Source organism: Agrobacterium sp. LMR679 (assembly GCF_027157905.1).
Classification (GTDB): domain Bacteria; phylum Pseudomonadota; class Alphaproteobacteria; order Rhizobiales; family Rhizobiaceae; genus Agrobacterium; species Agrobacterium leguminum.
Genome location: NZ_JAPVOJ010000002.1, coordinates 2,617,748 through 2,636,390, shown reverse-complemented (window position 1 = coordinate 2,636,390; position 18,643 = coordinate 2,617,748). Strand labels below are relative to the sequence as shown.

Sequence of the window (18,643 nt, the reverse complement as noted above, 5' to 3'; positions counted from 1 at the left end):
GTTTCACCGGGGAGATGGGAGAAAGCAAGGAGATAAAAATGGACTCCTATCATGAACATCTATCGCGCCGGACAGGATCGCCCGCAGCAGCCCGTCGAAAGGCTGGAGGCGGAAGCCGTTAATTCCGCAAAAACGCGCAAACCGCTTTATGAAGCGCGCAAGAAGATTTTTCCGAAGCGCGCCGAAGGCAGGTTCCGGCGGTTCAAATGGCTGGTGATGCTGGTCACGCTCGGCATCTATTATCTGACGCCTTTCCTGCGTTGGGACCGCGGTCCCTATGCGCCGGATCAGGCGGTGCTGATCGATATCGCCAACCGGCGCTTTTATTTCTTCTTCATCGAAATCTGGCCGCAGGAGTTCTTTTTTGTTGCCGGCCTGCTGGTCATGGCGGGGCTGGGGCTGTTTCTCGTCACATCAGCCGTCGGGCGTGCATGGTGTGGTTACACCTGTCCGCAGACCGTCTGGGTCGACCTGTTTCTGGTGGTCGAACGGGCGATCGAGGGCGACAGGAACGCCCGCATGAAACTGGATGCGGCGCCCTTCACGTTTGGCAAATTGCGCAAGCGGGTGCTGAAACATGCGATCTGGCTGGTGATTGGCGTTCTGACCGGCGGCGCCTGGATTTTCTATTTCGCCGATGCGCCGACGCTGGCGATGCAGTTCATGACCGGGCAGGCGCCGATGATCGCCTACTCGACCGTCGCCACGCTGACCGCCACCACCTATGTCTTCGGCGGGCTGATGCGGGAACAGGTGTGCACCTACATGTGCCCCTGGCCGCGCATCCAGGCGGCGATGCTGGATGAGAATTCGCTTGTCGTCACCTATAATGACTGGCGCGGTGAACCGCGCTCGCGGCACGCCAAGAAGGCTGCGGCAGCTGGGGAGAGTATCGGCGATTGCGTCGATTGCAATGCCTGTGTCGCGGTCTGTCCCATGGGCATCGACATCAGGGACGGGCAGCAGCTGGAATGCATCACCTGCGCGCTCTGCATCGATGCCTGTGACGGGGTGATGGACAAGATCGGCAAGCCGCGCGGGCTGATTGCCTATGCGACGCTGTCCGAATATCAGTCCAACATGGCGCTGGCGACCGGCAATGGCGAATACGCGATCCGCCCCGCCAATGTGCGTGATGAGGACGGCAGTTTCAGCAAGCGTGTCCGCCACTTCAACTGGCGCATCATCTTCCGGCCGCGCACGCTGCTTTATACCGCCATCTGGGCTGCTGTCGGCATCGGCATGCTGTTTGCGCTCGTGACGCGCGAGCGGCTGGCGCTCAATGTCCTGCATGACCGCAATCCGCAATATGTGCTGGAATCGAACGGTTCGATCCGTAACGGCTATACCGTGCGCATTCTCAACATGGTGCCGCAACCGCGCATAATGAGCCTGACGATAGAAGGCCTTCCCAATGCGGTGATGAAGATAAACGGCATGCCGGATACGGCTGCGCGCGCCTTCGAGGTGACGGTGGAGCCGGATGAGGCGACGACGCTGAAGGTCTTCGTCACCCTGCCGGGCAAGGATATTGCGCGGACCGCGGAAAACTTCGAATTCATCATCAGCGATACGGCCGGCCACGAAACGGCCCGCTACGATGCGGTCTTTAATGCTCCGGGAGTGAAAAAATGACAGTCAACAATCGCCAGACATCCGGCTTCGTTTTCACCGGCTGGCACATGCTCGGCGTCATGGTGCTGTTCTTCGGCACCATCATCACCGTCAACATGATCATGGCCTGGAATGCGGTCCACAGCTGGAGCGGGCTCGTCGTGCCCAACACCTATGTCGCCAGCCAGCAGTTCAATGCCAACGCGGAAGCCGCCAAGGCACGGGCTGCAACCGGCATCAAGGGCAGGCTCGTGGTGGATGAGAAGACCGTGCGTTACGAGGTTTTCCATCCGGATAAAGGCCCGATCGATACGGACACGGTGACAGCGCATTTTCGCCGGCCTGTGGGTGAAAGCCAGAATTTCGACATGGAACTGACCCCGGCCACCACCGGCGTCTTTACCGGCGCACATGACATGCTGCCGGGGCAATGGATCGTCGAGGTTACCGCCGTCAAGGACGGCCGGATCATCGTGCATGAGGGCACGCGGATCGCCGTTATCAGGGGACGTCAATGAGCTGCTGTGCACCGGGAACGGAAGGCTCGCTTCAACTCGGCGAGCCGGTCAATCCACCATCGTCGGAGGAATTGCTGCTGGCGAGCCGCGATCTGGGGCAGGGGCTGCGCCAGACCGATCTCAGCGTGCCGGATGTTTATTGCGGCGCCTGCATCACAACCATCGAGACCGCGCTTAACCGTTTGCCGCAGGTGGAACGGGCGCGGGTGAACCTGTCGTCCAAACGTGTGGCGGCTGTCTGGAAGGAAGAGGTCAATGGCGTCAGGACTGATCCCGCCGAGATTGCCCGTGCAATCCTGTCGACGGGATACCGCACACATCTTTTCGCCAGCGGACAGGATGCTTCCGACGCGTTGCGCTCGCAGCTGATAAGGGCGGTGGCGCTGTGCGGTTTTGCTTCCGCCAATATCATGCTTCTGTCCGTCTCCGTCTGGTCGGGGGCGGATGCGGCGACGCGCGACATGTTCCACTGGATTTCGGCGATGATTGCCGCGCCGGCGCTGATCTATGGCGGGCGTTTCTTCTATCAATCTGCCTGGAACGCGCTGAAACACGGCCGCACCAATATGGATGTGCCGATCGCGCTTGCCATCACGCTCTCTTATGCCGTTTCGCTGTGGGAGACGATTCATCACGGTGAGCATGCCTGGTTCGATGCGACCGTGTCGCTGCTGTTCTTCCTGCTGATCGGCCGCACGCTGGACCATATCATGCGCGACAAGGCGCGCTCGGCCATTGCCGGATTGGCCCGGCTGTCGCCGCGCGGGGCGACCGTCATCGGGGAGGATGGAACGCGGGAATACCGCCAGCTTGCCGATGTCCAACCCGGAATGTCGATTGCGATTGCGGCCGGTGACCGCGTGGCGGTGGATGCCGTGGTCGTCGCCGGCAGTAGCGATCTCGACATGTCCATCGTCAATGGTGAAAGCGCGCCGCGCCGCGTTGCGGCAGGCGACAGCCTGCAGGCCGGCACGCTCAACCTCACCGGTTCGCTCACCGCCCGGGTGACCGCCTCGGCCAGGGATTCCTTCCTGTCGGAAGTGATCGGGTTGATGGAGGCGGCCGAAGGCGGGCGGGCGCGTTATCGCCGTATCGCCGACCGCGCCGCAAGCTATTATTCACCCGTGGTGCATCTTCTTGCGCTGGTTACATTCCTCGGCTGGGGCATTTTGGGCGGGGACTGGAAACAGGCGATGCTGATTGCCATTGCGGTTCTCATCATCACCTGCCCCTGTGCGCTGGGCCTTGCCGTTCCCGTCGTGCAGGTGGTGGCCGCTGGACGGCTCTTCCGGCACGGCATCATGGTCAAGGAAGGCTCGGCCATGGAGCGGCTGGCCGAAATCGACACCGTGCTGTTCGACAAGACCGGCACGCTGACCGTTGGTAAACCGAGACTGGTCGAGACAGGTGATGTGAAGCCGGCCACCATGGCAATTGCGGCGGGACTTGCCGCCCATTCGCGTCATCCTCTCTCGAAAGCCCTGCATGCCGCTTATAGCGGTGCCTTGCCGGCCTATGAGGTGGTGCGGGAAATTCCGGGCTCGGGTGTCGAGGCCGAGACGGAAGCCGGCATCTACCGGCTCGGTAATCGCCGTTTCGCCTGCCCGGATGAGGCACAGACCGACAATGGCGATGCGCGGTCGGAAGTGGTGCTGTCGCTCGATGGCCATCAACTGGCGAGCTTCGGCTTCGAGGATAATCCGCGCGCGGGTGCGGTTGCGGCTTTGCGTAATCTCTCAGTGTGGGGCCTGATGCAGGAAATCGTTTCGGGTGACCGGGCCGCCGCCGTCAGCGCCATGGCGCAGCGGCTGGGGATCGGCAACTGGCGTGCGGACCTGTCGCCGAAGGAAAAGGCGGCGCGCTGCGCCGAACTTGCCGGGCGAGGGTCGCAGGGTGCTGATGGTGGGAGACGGTATCAACGATGCGGCGGCGCTTGCCGCCGCCCATGTTTCCATGGCGCCCGCCACCGCCGCCGATATTGGCCGTCAGGCCGCCGATTTCGTGTTCATGCAGGAGGATCTCGATGCCGTGCCTTTTGCGATCGAGACATCGGAGCGGGCCGGAAGGCTTATCCGGCAGAACTTCGCGCTTGCCATCGGCTATAATATCATCGCCGTGCCGATTGCGATTGCCGGTTATGCGACGCCGATGATCGCGGCCATTGCGATGTCGACATCTTCACTGATCGTCGTTGCCAATGCGTTGCGCCTCGCCGGTGCGGCGGAACCCATTCGTCCCCGGAACGACGTAAAAACAGGATTTGCGGGCGAGGGGGCGCAACTGGCATGAACATGCTGATCTATCTCATTCCCGTCGCGCTGTTTCTGGGCGCGCTCGGGCTTTTCGCCTTTCTCTGGTCGGTTCGATCAGGGCAGTATGACGATATGGACGGGGCTGCCTGGCGGGTAATCGAGGATGGTGACGACCGGCCACGGCCCTCTTGAAGGGGACGCAAAAGGTCAGTTTTGACCTGGCCTTGACCTGTCGCAAATATGCAAAGCTGACTTGCGTCATCAAAATTTAATCGTTTCAGTCCCGGCTAGCCTTGCCGTTTGTCCATTACAGTGCCACAACACGACCACCTAAAAGCAAGATGGAGGCACATCCGTGGAACAGGCAGAAATCGGTTTGATCGGTCTCGGCGTCATGGGCTCGAACCTGGCGTTGAATATCGCGGAAAAGGGCAACAAGATTGCCGTATTCAACCGAACCCCGGAAGTTACACGAAAATTCTACGCCGATGCGGGCGAACTGCAGGGCCAGATCATTCCCTGCGAAACCATCGAGGAATTTGTCGCTGCAATTCGTCCTCCGCGCCCGATCATCATCATGATCAAGGCTGGCGATCCGGTCGACCAGCAGATGGAAATCCTGAAGCCCCATCTCGCCAATGGCGACATCATGATCGACGCCGGCAATGCCAATTTCCGCGATACGATCCGCCGTTTCGACAATCTGAAGGATAGCGGCCTGACCTTTATCGGCATGGGCGTTTCCGGCGGTGAAGAAGGCGCGCGTCACGGACCGTCGATCATGGTCGGCGGCACCGAAGACAGCTGGAAGCGTGTCGAGAAGGTGCTGACCTCCATTTCCGCCAAATATAATGACGATCCGTGCGTGGCATGGCTCGGCAATGACGGCGCCGGCCACTTCGTCAAGACCATCCATAACGGCATCGAATATGCCGACATGCAGATGATCGCCGAAATCTACGGCATCCTGCGTGATGGCCTTGGCATGAGCGCCGTCGAAATCGCCGATGTCTTCGCCGAATGGAACAAGGGCCGTCTGAATTCCTACCTGATCGAAATCACCGAGAAGGTTCTGCGCGCCGCCGATCCGATCACCGGCAAGCCGATGGTCGATCTGATCCTCGACAAGGCCGGCCAGAAGGGCACCGGCAAGTGGTCGGTCATCGAGGCGCAGAACATGGGCGTCGCCGCAACCGCCATCGAGGCGGCCGTGGCTGCCCGTATCCTGTCGTCGCAGAAGGATGAGCGCGAAGCTGCCGAGAAGATCTTCGGCCTGCCGACCCTCGCGGCGGCACCGGCTGACAGAAAGGCCTTCATCGCCGATCTGGAAAGCGCGCTTCTGGCCGCCAAGGTCGGTGCTTACGCGCAGGGCTTCGCCATCATGTCGGCCGCTTCGAAGGAGTTCAACTGGAACCTGCCGATGCCGACGATCGCCCGCATCTGGCGCGCCGGCTGCATCATCCGCTCGGAATTCCTCGATGAGATCACCTCGGCCTTCACCAAGGATCCGCATGTGGCCAATCTCATCGTGACACCTGCCTTCGCCGCCATCGTCAAGGATACCGATGCGCCGCTGCGCCGCGTGGTTTCCTACGCCGTGCTCTCCGGCCTGCCGGTTTCGGCGCTGGCTTCGGCGCTCGGCTATTTCGACGCCTATCGCCGCGGTCGCGGCAGCGCCAACCTCATTCAGGCGCAGCGCGACTTCTTCGGCGCGCATGGTTTCGAACGCACCGACGGTGTCGACAAGCCGCACGGCCCATGGGGCAGCGGCGCCGAGATTTTCTGATCGGCTGAAACGACAAACGACAAAAGGCCCGCGCAAGCGGGCCTTTTTCATTTCATTGATACTTGGATTAACGGGCGGCGGCGAGGCCGACGATGAGGCCGCTGACGGCGTTGATCAGCAGGAACTGGTTGTCGACGCGGACCCAGCGCTGGTCGCGGCGCGGTTCTGCAAGGTGGTAACGGCGGTAGTCACGGCGGTCCACCATGTTGCGACGCTCACGGGCCGAGAGGCGCTGGCCGCGATCCCAGCGGTGCTTCTTGACGATGACTTTCTTGGTGGTGACCTGACGCTCGACGGTGACGCCGCGATGGCGATCGTCGTGGCGGCTCTGGGCCTGTGCCATCGGAGCTGCAAGAACTGTGGCTGCCAGAAGAATGGTGACGAACTTTTTCATGGAAGTTTCCTCTCGGGTTTCGATGAGGAGAACTTACGAATAAACGAATGAACGGAAACTGAATTTAAAATTACATTTATGTAATGGTTGTTAATGCTTAGGGGCGGGAGTTAATCTTTTGTTTTGAGTTTCTTGGCGCAAGTTTCGGAGCGTGCAGGCCGCCCGGCGTAACCGGGCGACCTTTTTGTATCAGACCCGTTCGGCGGATTTTGCCCAGAGGTTGATATCCGCATCCCTGGCGTAACGATCGATTTCCGCCAGCTCCTCGGTGGAGAACTCGGCATTGTCGAGCGCCTTGACGCAATCCTCGACCTGTTCAACACGGCTTGCGCCGATCAGCGCCGAGGTGATGCGGCCGCCACGCAGAACCCAGGCAATCGCCATCTGGGCCAGCGTCTGGCCGCGGCGTTCGGCAATGCTGTTGAGGGAGCGGATGTTTTCAACATTGCGCTCGTTGAGGAAGGCCGGGTTCAGCGACTTGCTCTGCGATGCACGGCTGCCATCCGGCACGCCGCCGAGATATTTCGTCGTCAGCATGCCCTGCGCCAGCGGTGAGAAGACGATGGAGCCGATGCCCAGCTCTTCCAGCGTATCGACGAGACCGTCTTCCTCGATCCAGCGGTTGATCATCGAATAGCTCGGCTGATGGATGATACAGGGCGTGCCGAGGTCCTTGAGGATGGCGGCGGCCTCGCGGGTGCGCTTCGAATTATAGGAGGAAATGCCGACATAAAGCGCCTTGCCCGAGCGCACGATCTGGTCCAGCGCGCCGCAGGTTTCCTCAAGCGGTGTGTTGGGGTCGAAACGGTGGGAATAGAAAATATCGACATAGTCCAGCCCCATGCGCTTCAGGCTTTGGTCGCAGGAAGAGATCAGATATTTGCGGCTGCCCCATTCGCCATAGGGGCCGGGCCACATGTTGTAACCGGCCTTGGAGGAGATGATCATCTCGTCGCGATAGCCGGCGAAATCCGTCTTCAGGATTTCACCGAAGGCAGTTTCGGCGCTGCCGGGCGGCGGGCCGTAATTGTTGGCGAGATCGAAATGGGTGATGCCGAGATCGAAGGCACGGCGGCAAATGGCCTGTTTCGTCTGGTGCGGCGTATCGTTGCCGAAATTGTGCCAGAGCCCCAGCGAAATCGCCGGCAGTTTCAGGCCGGTCTTGCCGCAATGATTGTATTTCATGGACGCGTATCGGTTTTCGGCCGGTTGCCAAACCATGGGTCTTCCTCCACTTGCTGATGACTGGCTGCCGGAGAACCCGGCAACCCTTTGAACCGATGGAAACAGGTGCGGGCGCACCTGTCATTCCCGAGAGGGATGGTTATGCCTTTCTCCGCATCGTTTCAATGCCGGGATTGGGCGGGGATTGGCAGGAATGAAGATCGAAGATGCGGAAATGTGGCTGGGGGCCATCCGCCTTCGGGGTGAAGATGATGCGGCGCGTTTCACCGGCGGAAAGATCGAACAGATTGTCCGAATATCGCCCCGGCTGGTCCGCCTCCAGCATGACGAAGAGGGCGAGACCGGCGGCGGTGACATCGATTTCAAACTGACCGTTCTTCAGCGGCCCGACTGACAGATCCAACCCGGCGGGCTGAAGCTCCAACGCCTTGTAGGTGTCGCGCACGTGATGGCCTTCCCCGGTCATGCCGTTGGAGGCAATGAAGCTCCACGCAAGGATGGCGCCATCCGGCAGGCTGTCCATGTCGATTTCGGTCAGCGTCGCGGCCTTATCCGTCGCGCATGTGCCGTTGGCGGATTTCAGCGGCACGCGGTTGCCGTCCATGGTCAGCGCAACGACGTTCATGTCGATCTCGACATCTTCCGCCGTGTCGTTGACCATGGAAAAGCTCACCTGTCGTCCATCCCTGGAGGGAATGGCCGAGACCGTGACCGGCTGGAAGAACCGTCGGGCGGCATAATGCAGCGCCTTCCAGCCGCCGCCATAATCGAGGCTCGACCATGAGGCGACTGGCCATGTGTCGTTCAGCTGCCAATAAAGCGTGCCCATGCAATGGGGTTTCAGCGAGCGCCAGTAATCGACAGCCGTGCGGATGGCCAGCGCCTGCTGGACCTGGCTCAGATAGACGAAGTTCTCGAAATCCCTGGGGAAGCGGAAATAACGGAACATGGTGCCGGCGATCCGTTCATTGCCGCCGACATTCTTCTGGTGCAGTTCGATGACCGGCGAGGCGATGTTCATGTCCCTGTCTTCTGCATAGGTGCGGATGACGGGCATGGATGTATAGGACTGGAAGCCGAATTCGGAGCAGAAACGGGGTTTGACCGACCGGTAATTGTCGAACGACTTATTCTCGTGCCAGACGGACCAGTAATGCATGTCGCCGGAACCATCCGCGTGCCATGCATCGCCGTAATCGAGATAACCCGACGCGGGGCTCGATGGCCACCAGAGCGCTTCGGGGGCGGCTTTTTTCAGGGCCCGTTCGATGGTGCGGTTCAGACGATCATAGGCGACGAGATAGCGGTCGCGATTGTTGCGGGATTCATCGAACCAGGTCAGCGCGCCCACCAGCTCGTTATCGCCGCACCACAGCGCGATGGAGGCATGCGAGGACAGGCGTTTCACCTGGTAATCGACCTCGTGTTCGACATTGTCGAGAAAGTCCTCGCTGCAGGGATAAAGATTGCAGGCGAACATGAAATCCTGCCAGACCAGAAGGCCGAGACGATCGCAGAGATCGTAGAACCAGTCTTCTTCATAGAACCCGCCGCCCCAGACACGGATCATGTTCATGTTGGCCTCGACCGCGGAGCAGAGGAGGTCTTCGGTCTTTTCCCGGCTGGTCAGCGAATGGAGCGCATCTGCCGGAATCCAGTTGGCGCCGCGGCAGAATATCTCCCGGCCGTTGATGCGGAAAGCGAAACGGCTGCCCGCTTCATCCTTGTCCGTCAGTAGTTCGATGGTCCTGAAGCCGATCTGGCGGGTCACGGTCTCATCGGGCAATTCCACCGTCAGCCTGTAGAGCGTCTGCTCACCACTGCCGGCCGGCCACCAGAGCTCCGGATTTTCCACGAAGAAGACGTGACGCACCACCGTTTCGCCCGGCACCGACGCCGCAATCGAGCCGCAGTCTTTCATCGTTGAGGGAGAGGTAGACCGGCAGGCTTGCCGGGCCTTCGGCAAACAGCGTCACGGCCACATGTAACTCAACGCCGCCTTCGACATGATGCTGCGAGGTGATGACATGCTCGATGCGGGCCGTATCGAGGCGCTTCAGCAGGATTTTGCCGTAAAGCCCAAGCGGCGCAATGGCGATGTTCCAGTCCCAGCCGAAATGGCATTGTGGCTTGCGCAACATGTTGCCATTGGCGATCGGTGAATTGCCGGGGTGATAGGGAATATAGAAGGGCTGCCGCGCCTGACGCTCCGCACCGGCCACGATGTTGGAATGGAAATGGATGCGGATGGTGTTTTCACCCGGCCGCACTGCGCGCGAAACATCGGGGCGGTAACGGCGGAAGCAATTGTCGGCGCTCAGGACCGGGATGTCGTTGACGAAGACGATGGCGACGGTGTCGAGGTAATCGATATCGAGATACCAGCTGGCATCCGCCTCATCGAGAATGAATGTGCGCTCGAGAATCCAGTCCTGCTGCGCGACCCATTGCACCGCCTTCTCATTGGCGCCGTGATAGGGATCTGGAATGATGCCCGCATTTTTGAGCGCGGTGTGAATATCGCCCGGGACGGAAAGCTGGGTGGCGTGGTCTCCTTCCACCGAGGTCAGGCGCCAGGACCCGGCCAGATCGATGAGGGTTTCGGGCGAGGAAGAAGAAATCATAATCGGACCCTGCATAATATGAATTCGAAGAAGACTGGCCTGCATCATGGTGCAGGCTTGTGTCAGAATCTGGGGAGAATGGATGCTCGCAAAGCGGCTGCCTCACATTTATCCGGCTTTGCGATTTCCTCCCTTCGGCAACGTTACCGTAAAACAATCGTTCCGTCATTCCTTTGAGTGGGAATCATTAACACGAAAAATGCCGGGGAACGCCGGGTCTTAATAATGACGTTGTCTCGCTCAGTAATTCGTTAGTTTTATTATTTTATATTATGATTTTATGTCAGTTTTCTAATCTGGATAATTAGGATTTTTATCCAATGATATCCGAACTTTTGGCCCCGGAAGAATAGGGTCGCAGTCGGGAAATATTTTCCGGACCTATATCGTTTTAGCTGAACTGGCGGATAGTCGGACGAACTGGCCTTTGACTGCCGACCTTTGCCTTTGCAACAGCGCAAAAGCTATCTATGATTATCGTTCGGTAAAGCGTGGCGAAATGACATGAACGATACTGGCAAATCCGGCAGGGACGACATACCCGCGACCACGGGCGAGCGTCCGACCTTGAAGACAATCGCCTATATGACGGGTCTTGGCATCACCACCGTCTCGCGCGCGCTGAAGGATGCGCCCGATATCGGTGCTGAAACCAAGGAGCGCGTGCGGCTGATCGCCCGGCAGATCGGCTACCAGCCAAACCGCGCCGGGGTGCGCCTTCGCACCGGCAAGACCAATGTGATCGCCCTTGTGCTGAGCGTCGATGAAGAACTGATGGGTTTCACCAGCCAGATGGTATTCGGCATCACCGAGGTTCTTTCCACGACGCAATACCATCTGGTCGTGACGCCTCACATCCATGCCAAGGATTCCATGGTGCCGATCCGCTATATTCTCGATACCGGTTCGGCGGATGGTGTCATTATTTCGAAAATCGAGCCCAACGATCCGCGCGTTCGTTTCATGACCGAGCGCAACATGCCCTTCGTCACCCATGGGCGGTCCGATATGGGCATCGACCATGCCTTTCATGATTTCGACAATGAGGCCTATGCCTATGAGGCGGTCGAGCGGCTGGCGCAATGCGGACGCAAAAGGATCGCCGTCGTCGTGCCGCCATCGCGGTTTTCGTTCCACGATCACGCCCGCAAGGGTTTCAACCGGGCGATCAGGGATTTCGGCCTTAGCGAATTTCCGCTGGATGCCATCACCATCGAAACGCCGCTCGAAAAAATCCGCGATTTCGGCCAGCGGCTGATGCAATCCGATGACCGTCCCGACGGCATCGTTTCGATCAGCGGCAGCAGCACCATTGCGCTGGTGGCCGGTTTCGAAGCGGCAGGTGTGAAAATCGGCGAAGATATCGATATCGTTTCGAAACAGTCCGCCGAGTTCCTGAACTGGATCAAGCCGCAGATCCACACCGTCAATGAGGATATCAAGCTGGCGGGCAGGGAGCTTGCGAAGGCCCTTCTGGCGCGCATCAACGGCGCGCCGCCGGAAACCCTGCAGAGCATCAGCAGTCCTGTCTGGTCTTCGATGGCGCCGAAGCCGTAACGAGCCGCTTTGCGATTGATGGCGCGACGTCTCTGCGATTGTCGCGCCTCATTTCCTTATCCAGTACTTTATATTTCAAGCGCAAGTAACTGTTTTGAAATATGTATTCTTTCGATCGCTCACGCCTTGGCCGTATTCCGGTTCAAAGCCGGAATGACGGAGCCGGGGCGTTAGGGGCGGCAATGCGCATCAGGACAGACAATCCTTCAGCGAGCCTGCAATGCCACGCATCAGCTTGAAATAGAGGTCCGGGCCAGGTTCCAGTGTCGCTGCCTCCGGATCGAGCGTCGCCGACTTTGCGGCGGTGCCTTCGGTGATAACCGAAATCAGCTTCGGCTCGAATTGCGGTTCAGCGAAAACGCAGGTTGCGCCGAGCTGGCGAACCTTTTCCTGCATCTGCTTGACGCGGTCCGCACCGGGCAGGGTTTCGGGGCTGACGGTGATCGACCCCGCCGTCTTCACGCCGTAACGATGCTCGAAATATTGATAGGCATCGTGGAAAACGATGAAGGGCTTGTCCTTCACCGGCCTGATCGTTTCCTTGAGTTCGGCATCGAGCGCATCGAGGTCGTCGATCAGTTTTTTGGTGTTGGCCTGGTAGGTCGCGGCATTGCCGGCATCGGCGGCGATCAGCGCGGTTTCTATCGTCTGCGCCATCGCCTTGGCATTGGCGGGATCGAGCCAGAGATGGGTATCGTATGCGCCGTGGTCATGGTCCTCGTGCCCCTCCGCATGGTCGTGTCCATGATCGTGCGCGCCTTCCTCTTCAGCATGGCCGTCATGCGCCTCATGACCTTCATCGCCATGGCCATGTGCTTCAAACGGGCCGCCTTCGCGGAAGGGCAGCTTTTCCAGACCCTTTGCGTCTTCCAGTTCCACCACGGTTGCCTTGCTGGCAAGCGCTTCGAGCGGCTTTTCCAGGAATGCTTCCAGTCCCGGCCCAACCCAGAAGACCACATCGGCCTTTTCCAGCTTGCGCGCATTGGACGGTCTGAGATTATAGGTGTGCGGTGAGGCCGCGCCGTCGACGATGAGCTGCGGTTCGCCGACGCCCTGCATGATGGCGGCGACAAGGGAATGGACGGGCTTGATCGAGACCACGACATCGGGCGCAGCGGTGGCGCCGGAAGCGGCGGCCGCTATTGCCACCGATGCCATGAGCGGGATCAGAAACGATTTCATGAAATGCACTCCACTTGAAGAAGTATAGTTATGTTATTACATTTATTGCGTAACTCTATAACGTATGCAATAGCGGTAAGCAACATCGCCGAACGGACAATCCCATGCTTCATTCCGCCCATCGGGGCAAAGAGATACTGGTTTCCCTTGCCAATGCCGGCGTGCAGCGCAACGGCCGCTGGCTGGTGCGCGGTGTGGAATTTTCCGTCAGCAAAGGCGAGATCGTTACGCTGATCGGCCCGAACGGTTCCGGCAAATCCACCAGCGCGAAAATGGCGATCGGCGTGGTGAAGCCGACCGAGGGCGAGGTTTCGCGCATTGCCGGTCTGAAGGTCGGTTATGTGCCGCAGAAGCTTTCCGTGGACTGGACCATGCCGCTTTCGGTGCGGCGGCTGATGACGCTGACCGGGCCGCTGCCAGCCCGCGAAATCGACGCGGCGCTGAATGCGACGGGCATTGCGCATCTCGCCAATGCGGAAGTGCAGCACCTTTCCGGCGGCGAGTTCCAGCGCGCGCTTCTCGCCCGCGCCATCGCCCGCAAGCCCGATCTGCTGGTTCTTGACGAGCCTGTGCAGGGTGTCGATTTCTCCGGCGAGATCGCGCTCTACGATCTGATAAAAAATATCAGAAATTCAAATAATTGCGGAATTCTGTTAATCTCGCATGACCTGCATGTGGTAATGGCCGAAACCGACACCGTCATATGCCTGAACGGCCATGTGTGCTGCCGTGGCACGCCGCAGGCGGTGAGCCAGAGCCCGGAATATATGCGGCTGTTCGGCGGCGCCGCAGCCAAGGCGCTCGCTGTCTATAGCCACCATCACGATCATACCCATCTGCCCGATGGCCGGGTCCAGCATGCGGATGGTTCGGTGACCGATCATTGCCACCCCGAGGATGGGCACCACCATATGCATGACCACGGCCACCATCACCACAGCCATGACGAGTGTGGTTGCGGCCATGAGCATGAGGGCCATACGCCTCCCAGCGAGCGACAGGGAGAGCGCCATGTTTGACGATTTCTTCGTTCGCGCCATGGTCGCCGGTATCGGCGTTGCGCTCACTGCCGGTCCTCTCGGCTGTTTCGTTGTCTGGCGTCGCATGGCCTATTTCGGCGATACGATGGCGCATTCGGCGCTGCTCGGCGTCGCCCTGTCGCTGCTGTTACAGCTCAACCTCATTGTCAGCGTCTTTCTGGTGGCGTCGGCCGTGTCGATCCTGCTGCTCTTCTTGCAACGGCGTCAGGCGCTCTCCGCCGATGCGCTGCTTGGCATCCTGTCCCATTCGGCGCTGGCGATCGGTCTCGTCATCGTCGCTTTCATGAGCTGGGTGCGCATTGATCTCGTCTCGTTCCTGTTCGGCGATATTCTCGCCGTCACCCGCAGCGATATCGCCCTGATCTGGGGCGGCGGGCTGGTGGTCATCGTCTCCATGGTGTTCCTGTGGCGGTCGCTGCTTGCCTCCACCGTCAATACGGAGCTGGCCGAGGCCGAGGGGCTGAACCCGGAGCGTGCAAAGCTGATCTTCACGCTATTGATGGCACTGGTGATCGCCATTGCCATGAAGGTGGTCGGCATCATGCTCATCACGTCGTTGCTCATCATACCGGCGGCGACTGCCAGACGTTTTTCCGCCACGCCCGAGGTGATGGCGGTGGTGGCTTCGCTGATCGGTACGGTCGCCGTTGTCGGCGGCCTGTTCGGCTCGCTCAGTTACGATACACCGTCCGGCCCATCCATCGTGGTTGCCGCGGTGATCCTCTTCGTTATAAGCCTGTTGCCGGCGCCGGGTTTTTCCCGCGCCGCGGATGAAGGAGGCAAATCATGAATGCGCAGACCCAGCAGAACCTCACCAAGAACCAGTCGCTGGTCATGAATGCCCTCTCAAACGCGCATCAGCCGCTCAGCGCCTATATGATCCTCGACAAGCTGCGGGATGAGGGTTTTCGTGCGCCGCTGCAGGTTTACCGGGCGCTGGAAAAGCTTGTGGAGTTTGGTCTCGTGCACCGGCTCGAGAGCCTCAACGCCTTCGTTGCCTGCACCCACACGCAGGCTGAGTGCTGCTCGCACCACCATGGCACGGTGGCTTTCGCCATCTGCGAATCCTGCGGGCAGGTGACGGAATTCCACGATCATGAAATCGACCACCGCCTGGAGCGCTGGGTGAAGGACAGCAAGTTCAAGGCGGAAAAGACCACCATTGAAATTCGCGGCCTCTGCGCCGCCTGCTCGGCTTAATCTCATGGCAGGGCGGGCGTGGATGCCCGCCGTTTCCTATCCTTCGATGATCGCCAGATCTTTCGAAAAACGCTTCCAGTTTTCGATGTATTTCTCCGCCGAGCGGCGCAGCCCCGCGGCGGCCTCATCATCCAGCGTGCGGATCGCGCGCGCCGGCGAGCCGACAATCAGGGAATTGTCCGGAAATTCCTTGCCCTCCGTCACCAGCGCATTGGCGCCGACGAGGCAGTTGCGGCCGATCTTCGCGCCATTCAGGATCGTCGCGCCCATGCCGACGAGCGAATTGTCGCCAATGGTGCAGCCATGCACGATGGCATGGTGGCCGATGGTGCACATTTCGCCGATGACGGCGGGAAAACCGGGGTCGCTATGCACCATCACGCCTTCCTGAATATTGGTGCCGCGCCCGATGCTGATCGGCTCGTTATCGCCGCGCAGCGTCGCGCCGAACCAGATGCCGACATCTTCACCGAGCGTGACCGAGCCGATGACATTGGCATCGGGCGCCACCCAGTAGCGATCAGGGGCGGGGGTCTGCGGCACCCGGTCGGCAAGGCGGTAAAGCGGCATGGTGGTGTCCTCCCTTTTGTTTTTTCGACGGCCTCAGGCAACCGTGACGCCCAGTGTGCCGACACCCTCGACGCCGCATTCGATGCGGTCGCCACGTACGATGGGGCCGACGCCGGCCGGTGTGCCGGTCATGATGACGTCACCGGCGGCAAGCGTGAACAGCTTGGAAAGCTCGGCAATCACTTCCGGCACCTTCCAGATCATCTGGGCAAGATCACCCGTCTGCTTGCGTTCGCCATTGACGTCGAGCCAGATCGCACCCGTGGCGGGGTGGCCGACCCTGTCTGCGGGAACGATGGGAGAGACCGGTGCGGAATATTCGAAAGCCTTCGCGCCTTCCCAGGAGCGGCCCATCTTCTTCAGGCCGTCCTGCAGGTCGCGGCGGGTCATGTCTATGCCGACGGCATAACCCCAGACATGGTCCAACGCCTCGGATGCCGGGATATCGGCACCGCCGCTTTTCAGAACCACGACACACTCGACTTCGTAATGCACATTCGACGACAGCGGCGGGTAGGGGAAATCCTGACCGGCGGGCAGCAGATTGTCCGGGTTCTTCTGGAAATAAAAGGGCGGCTCGCGCGAGGGGTCGTGGCCCATCTCAATGGCGTGATCGGCATAATTGCGGCCGACGCAATAGACCCGCCGTACGGGGAACAGATCGTCCGTGCCTTCCACGGGCAGGAGAACGGGTTTCGGAGCGGGGATGACGGTGGCGGCCATGTGGATTTCCTGTCGTCTTTTTCGGTGCAATTCTTGTCCCGCGATTCCGGAGCGATTTCCAGTTCAAAATGACCCCGGCTGCAAAACTGGCTTTTTACGGTCCTTTGCTGTAGAAGCCGGCGCAAAGAGGTTAATCCATGTACAGACAAGCGCTTGCAAGCGGCGAAAAAATCTTCGCCGTGGCCCCCATGATCGACTGGACCGATACCCGCTGCAGATTTCTGCACCGGCAATTGTCGAAGCGCGCGCTGCTTTATACCGAAATGATCGTCGCCGATGCCATCATCCACGGCCAGCGCGACAGGCTGCTCGGTTATCACCCTGAGGAACATCCCGTCGCGCTGCAGCTTGGCGGGTCTGATCCGACTAAACTTGCCGAGGCGGTGCGGATCGCCGGCGATTACGGATATAACGAGATCAACCTCAATGTCGGCTGTCCCTCGGATCGCGTGCAATCCGGCACCTTCGGTGCTTGCCTGATGCGCGAGCCGGACGTGGTGGCGCAATGTGTCGCGGCAATGAAGGCTGTCGCCAGCGTGCCGGTTACGGTGAAATGCCGGATCGGCGTGGACGATCAGCAGCCGGAAGCGGTTCTGCCGGATTTTCTGAAATGGGTTGTTGCGGCAGGCGCGGACGCGGTCTGGGTTCATGCGCGAAAAGCCTGGCTGCAGGGGCTTTCGCCAAAGGAAAACCGCGAAGTGCCGCCGCTCGATTATGATCTCGTCTATCGCATGAAGCGGGAAAACCCTGATGTCTTTATCGGCATCAATGGCGGTATCGCCGATCTCGATCAGGCGAGCGGGCATCTCCAGCATATGGATGGCGTGATGCTTGGCCGCGCCGCTTATCACAACACGTCCATTCTTGCCGATGTCGACCATCGTATCTATGGCGAAGAGGCTCGCCAGCCGGACTGGATGGCGCTGCGTGACGCGATGATGGCCTATGCCGCCGACTATATCGCCGCAGGCGGACGTCTCAACCACGTCACCCGCCACATGGTCGGGCTGTTTCAGGGCATGCCCGGCGCGCGCCGTTTCCGGCAAATCCTCTCCAGCGATGCCACCCGGCCGGGCGCTGGCCCGGAGGTGATCGAGGCCGCTTTTTCGGCCATCGATTTCAGCCCGACGAAAGACATGGCGGGCTGAAAGCGCTCAGACCGCCTTTTGCAATTCCTGTGCACCAACAGGCGCATTCACCTTGCCGCCGGTGATGAAGAAGGCGAAGACATCGCGCGGTGTCTTTTCGACTTTCCGATCCGGCGCTATCAGCGGCAGATCGTCCGGCACGCCACCCTTCGCATATGTGTTTACCCGCTCGGCCCAGTGGTCGATGTCTTTTTTCGGGTAACAGGTCTTGATATCGTCCTCGCCCTTTTGCAGGCGGCAATAGACGAAATCGGCCGTCACATCCGGCAGCATCGGATAGTCATGATGGTCGGCGCAGACGACGGCGACCTTGTGTTTGGAGAGAAGTTCGATGAATTCCGGAACCTGAAATGTCTCGTTGCGCACTTCGACGACATGGCGAAGACGGATGCCGTCCTGCTTCTGCGGCAACAGGGACAGAAATGCGCCAAAATCCTCCGCGTCGAATTTTTTCGTCGGCGCGAATTGCCAGAGGATCGGGCCGAGGTGGGACCCGAGTTCCGTCAGCCCCTGCGTCAGAAACTTCGTCATCGATTCACCGGCCTCGGCCAGAACCCTGCGGTTGGTGACGAAGCGGCTCGCCTTTAGCGAGAAGACGAAATCCTCGGGCACTTCGGAAGCCCATTTGGCAAAAGTTTCCGGCTTCTGGCTGCTGTAATAGGTGCCGTTCACCTCGATGGCCGTGAGCTGCCGGCTGGCATGCTCCAGTTGGCGCTTCTTCGGCAGTTTTTCCGGATAAAACGTACCTTCCCATGGCTCGAAGGTCCAGCCGCCGATACCGGTGCGGATCGTGCCTGATGTCGACATATGCTGTTCCTCCTCCGGCCTTCGGCCTATCGAACCCTTGCGA

General features: G+C 59.8%; 15 protein-coding genes and 2 pseudogenes. 10 read left to right on the top strand and 7 right to left on the bottom strand.

The genetic code is table 11. The annotated features are described in order from the left end of the window. The first annotated feature begins 51 nt into the window (after nucleotides 1-51). From ccoG to gndA, 5 genes and pseudogenes are all read left to right on the top strand, one after another. The gene (ccoG, locus tag O3W47_RS23520) at nucleotides 52-1,635 is read left to right on the top strand and encodes a cytochrome c oxidase accessory protein CcoG (RefSeq protein ID WP_269314712.1); all 1,584 of its coding nucleotides are present in this window, start codon (nucleotides 52-54) and stop codon (nucleotides 1,633-1,635) included. After that, complete coding sequence (locus tag O3W47_RS23515) at nucleotides 1,632-2,132, top strand: FixH family protein (RefSeq protein ID WP_269314711.1); 501 nt, start codon at nucleotides 1,632-1,634, stop codon at nucleotides 2,130-2,132. Before ccoG ends, O3W47_RS23515 begins: the two co-directional genes overlap by 4 nt. After that, nucleotides 2,129-4,421, top strand: a pseudogene (locus O3W47_RS23510) (cation-translocating P-type ATPase). The gene O3W47_RS23515 and the pseudogene O3W47_RS23510 overlap by 4 nt, the downstream one beginning before the upstream one ends. Then, nucleotides 4,418-4,576, top strand: a complete 159-nt coding sequence (gene ccoS, locus O3W47_RS23505) for a cbb3-type cytochrome oxidase assembly protein CcoS (protein WP_269314710.1) — start codon at nucleotides 4,418-4,420, stop codon at nucleotides 4,574-4,576. Before O3W47_RS23510 ends, ccoS begins: the two are co-directional and overlap by 4 nt. A gap of 163 nt (nucleotides 4,577-4,739) precedes the next feature. Beyond that, complete coding sequence (gene gndA, locus O3W47_RS23500) at nucleotides 4,740-6,170, top strand: NADP-dependent phosphogluconate dehydrogenase (RefSeq protein ID WP_269314709.1); 1,431 nt, start codon at nucleotides 4,740-4,742, stop codon at nucleotides 6,168-6,170. 67 nt (nucleotides 6,171-6,237) lie between these two features. On the opposite strand, the gene O3W47_RS23495 is transcribed toward gndA, so the two are convergent. From O3W47_RS23495 to O3W47_RS23485, 3 genes and pseudogenes are all read right to left on the bottom strand, one after another. After that, nucleotides 6,238-6,564 carry an RcnB family protein gene (locus O3W47_RS23495; RefSeq protein WP_003525025.1) on the bottom strand — a complete coding sequence of 109 codons (327 nt, stop codon included), beginning with the start codon at nucleotides 6,562-6,564 and terminating at the stop codon, nucleotides 6,238-6,240. A gap of 189 nt (nucleotides 6,565-6,753) precedes the next feature. Beyond that, nucleotides 6,754-7,785: an L-glyceraldehyde 3-phosphate reductase gene (gene mgrA, locus O3W47_RS23490; protein ID WP_127756005.1), complete on the bottom strand. Its 1,032-nt coding sequence runs from the start codon at nucleotides 7,783-7,785 to the stop codon at nucleotides 6,754-6,756. Between the two features lie 103 nt (nucleotides 7,786-7,888). Beyond that, nucleotides 7,889-10,388 (bottom strand): annotated as a pseudogene (locus O3W47_RS23485) (beta-mannosidase). A gap of 489 nt (nucleotides 10,389-10,877) precedes the next feature. Between O3W47_RS23485 and O3W47_RS23480 the strand changes: the two are divergent. Then, nucleotides 10,878-11,930 carry a LacI family transcriptional regulator gene (locus O3W47_RS23480; RefSeq protein WP_170985721.1) on the top strand — a complete coding sequence of 351 codons (1,053 nt, stop codon included), beginning with the start codon at nucleotides 10,878-10,880 and terminating at the stop codon, nucleotides 11,928-11,930. 189 nt (nucleotides 11,931-12,119) lie between these two features. On the opposite strand, the gene znuA is transcribed toward O3W47_RS23480, so the two are convergent. Next, on the bottom strand, nucleotides 12,120-13,112 hold the full coding sequence (gene znuA / locus O3W47_RS23475) for a zinc ABC transporter substrate-binding protein ZnuA (protein ID WP_269314708.1): 993 nt from the start codon (nucleotides 13,110-13,112) through the stop codon (nucleotides 12,120-12,122). Between the two features lie 104 nt (nucleotides 13,113-13,216). Here znuA and znuC point away from each other — a divergent pair, with 104 nt between their 5' ends. The 3 genes from znuC to zur are packed head-to-tail and all read left to right on the top strand — an operon-like array spanning nucleotide 13,217 to nucleotide 15,352. Then, nucleotides 13,217-14,131, top strand: coding sequence for a zinc ABC transporter ATP-binding protein ZnuC (gene znuC / locus O3W47_RS23470; protein ID WP_269314707.1), 915 nt, complete (start codon nucleotides 13,217-13,219; stop codon nucleotides 14,129-14,131). Beyond that, a complete protein-coding gene (znuB, locus tag O3W47_RS23465; RefSeq protein ID WP_137451945.1) occupies nucleotides 14,124-14,942 on the top strand; it encodes a zinc ABC transporter permease subunit ZnuB in 819 nt (272 codons plus the stop codon). Before znuC ends, znuB begins: the two co-directional genes overlap by 8 nt. After that, nucleotides 14,939-15,352 (top strand): zinc uptake transcriptional repressor Zur, encoded by a 414-nt coding sequence (zur, locus tag O3W47_RS23460; RefSeq protein WP_020809932.1) that lies wholly within the window; start codon nucleotides 14,939-14,941, stop codon nucleotides 15,350-15,352. Before znuB ends, zur begins: the two co-directional genes overlap by 4 nt. A 36-nt stretch (nucleotides 15,353-15,388) precedes the next feature. Here zur and O3W47_RS23455 read toward each other — a convergent pair whose 3' ends face one another. Together O3W47_RS23455 and O3W47_RS23450 are read right to left on the bottom strand one after the other, a co-directional pair. Then, nucleotides 15,389-15,922, bottom strand: a complete 534-nt coding sequence (locus O3W47_RS23455) for a gamma carbonic anhydrase family protein (RefSeq protein WP_080816990.1) — start codon at nucleotides 15,920-15,922, stop codon at nucleotides 15,389-15,391. A gap of 33 nt (nucleotides 15,923-15,955) precedes the next feature. Continuing rightward, nucleotides 15,956-16,645, bottom strand: coding sequence for a fumarylacetoacetate hydrolase family protein (locus tag O3W47_RS23450; protein WP_174024828.1), 690 nt, complete (start codon nucleotides 16,643-16,645; stop codon nucleotides 15,956-15,958). Between the two features lie 137 nt (nucleotides 16,646-16,782). Between O3W47_RS23450 and dusA the strand changes: the two genes are divergently transcribed. Beyond that, nucleotides 16,783-17,793 (top strand): tRNA dihydrouridine(20/20a) synthase DusA, encoded by a 1,011-nt coding sequence (gene dusA, locus O3W47_RS23445; RefSeq protein ID WP_269314706.1) that lies wholly within the window; start codon nucleotides 16,783-16,785, stop codon nucleotides 17,791-17,793. A 6-nt stretch (nucleotides 17,794-17,799) separates the two neighbouring features. Here dusA and O3W47_RS23440 read toward each other — a convergent pair whose 3' ends face one another. After that, nucleotides 17,800-18,600, bottom strand: a complete 801-nt coding sequence (locus O3W47_RS23440) for a DUF72 domain-containing protein (protein WP_137451949.1) — start codon at nucleotides 18,598-18,600, stop codon at nucleotides 17,800-17,802. Between the last annotated feature and the right edge of the window lie 43 nt (nucleotides 18,601-18,643).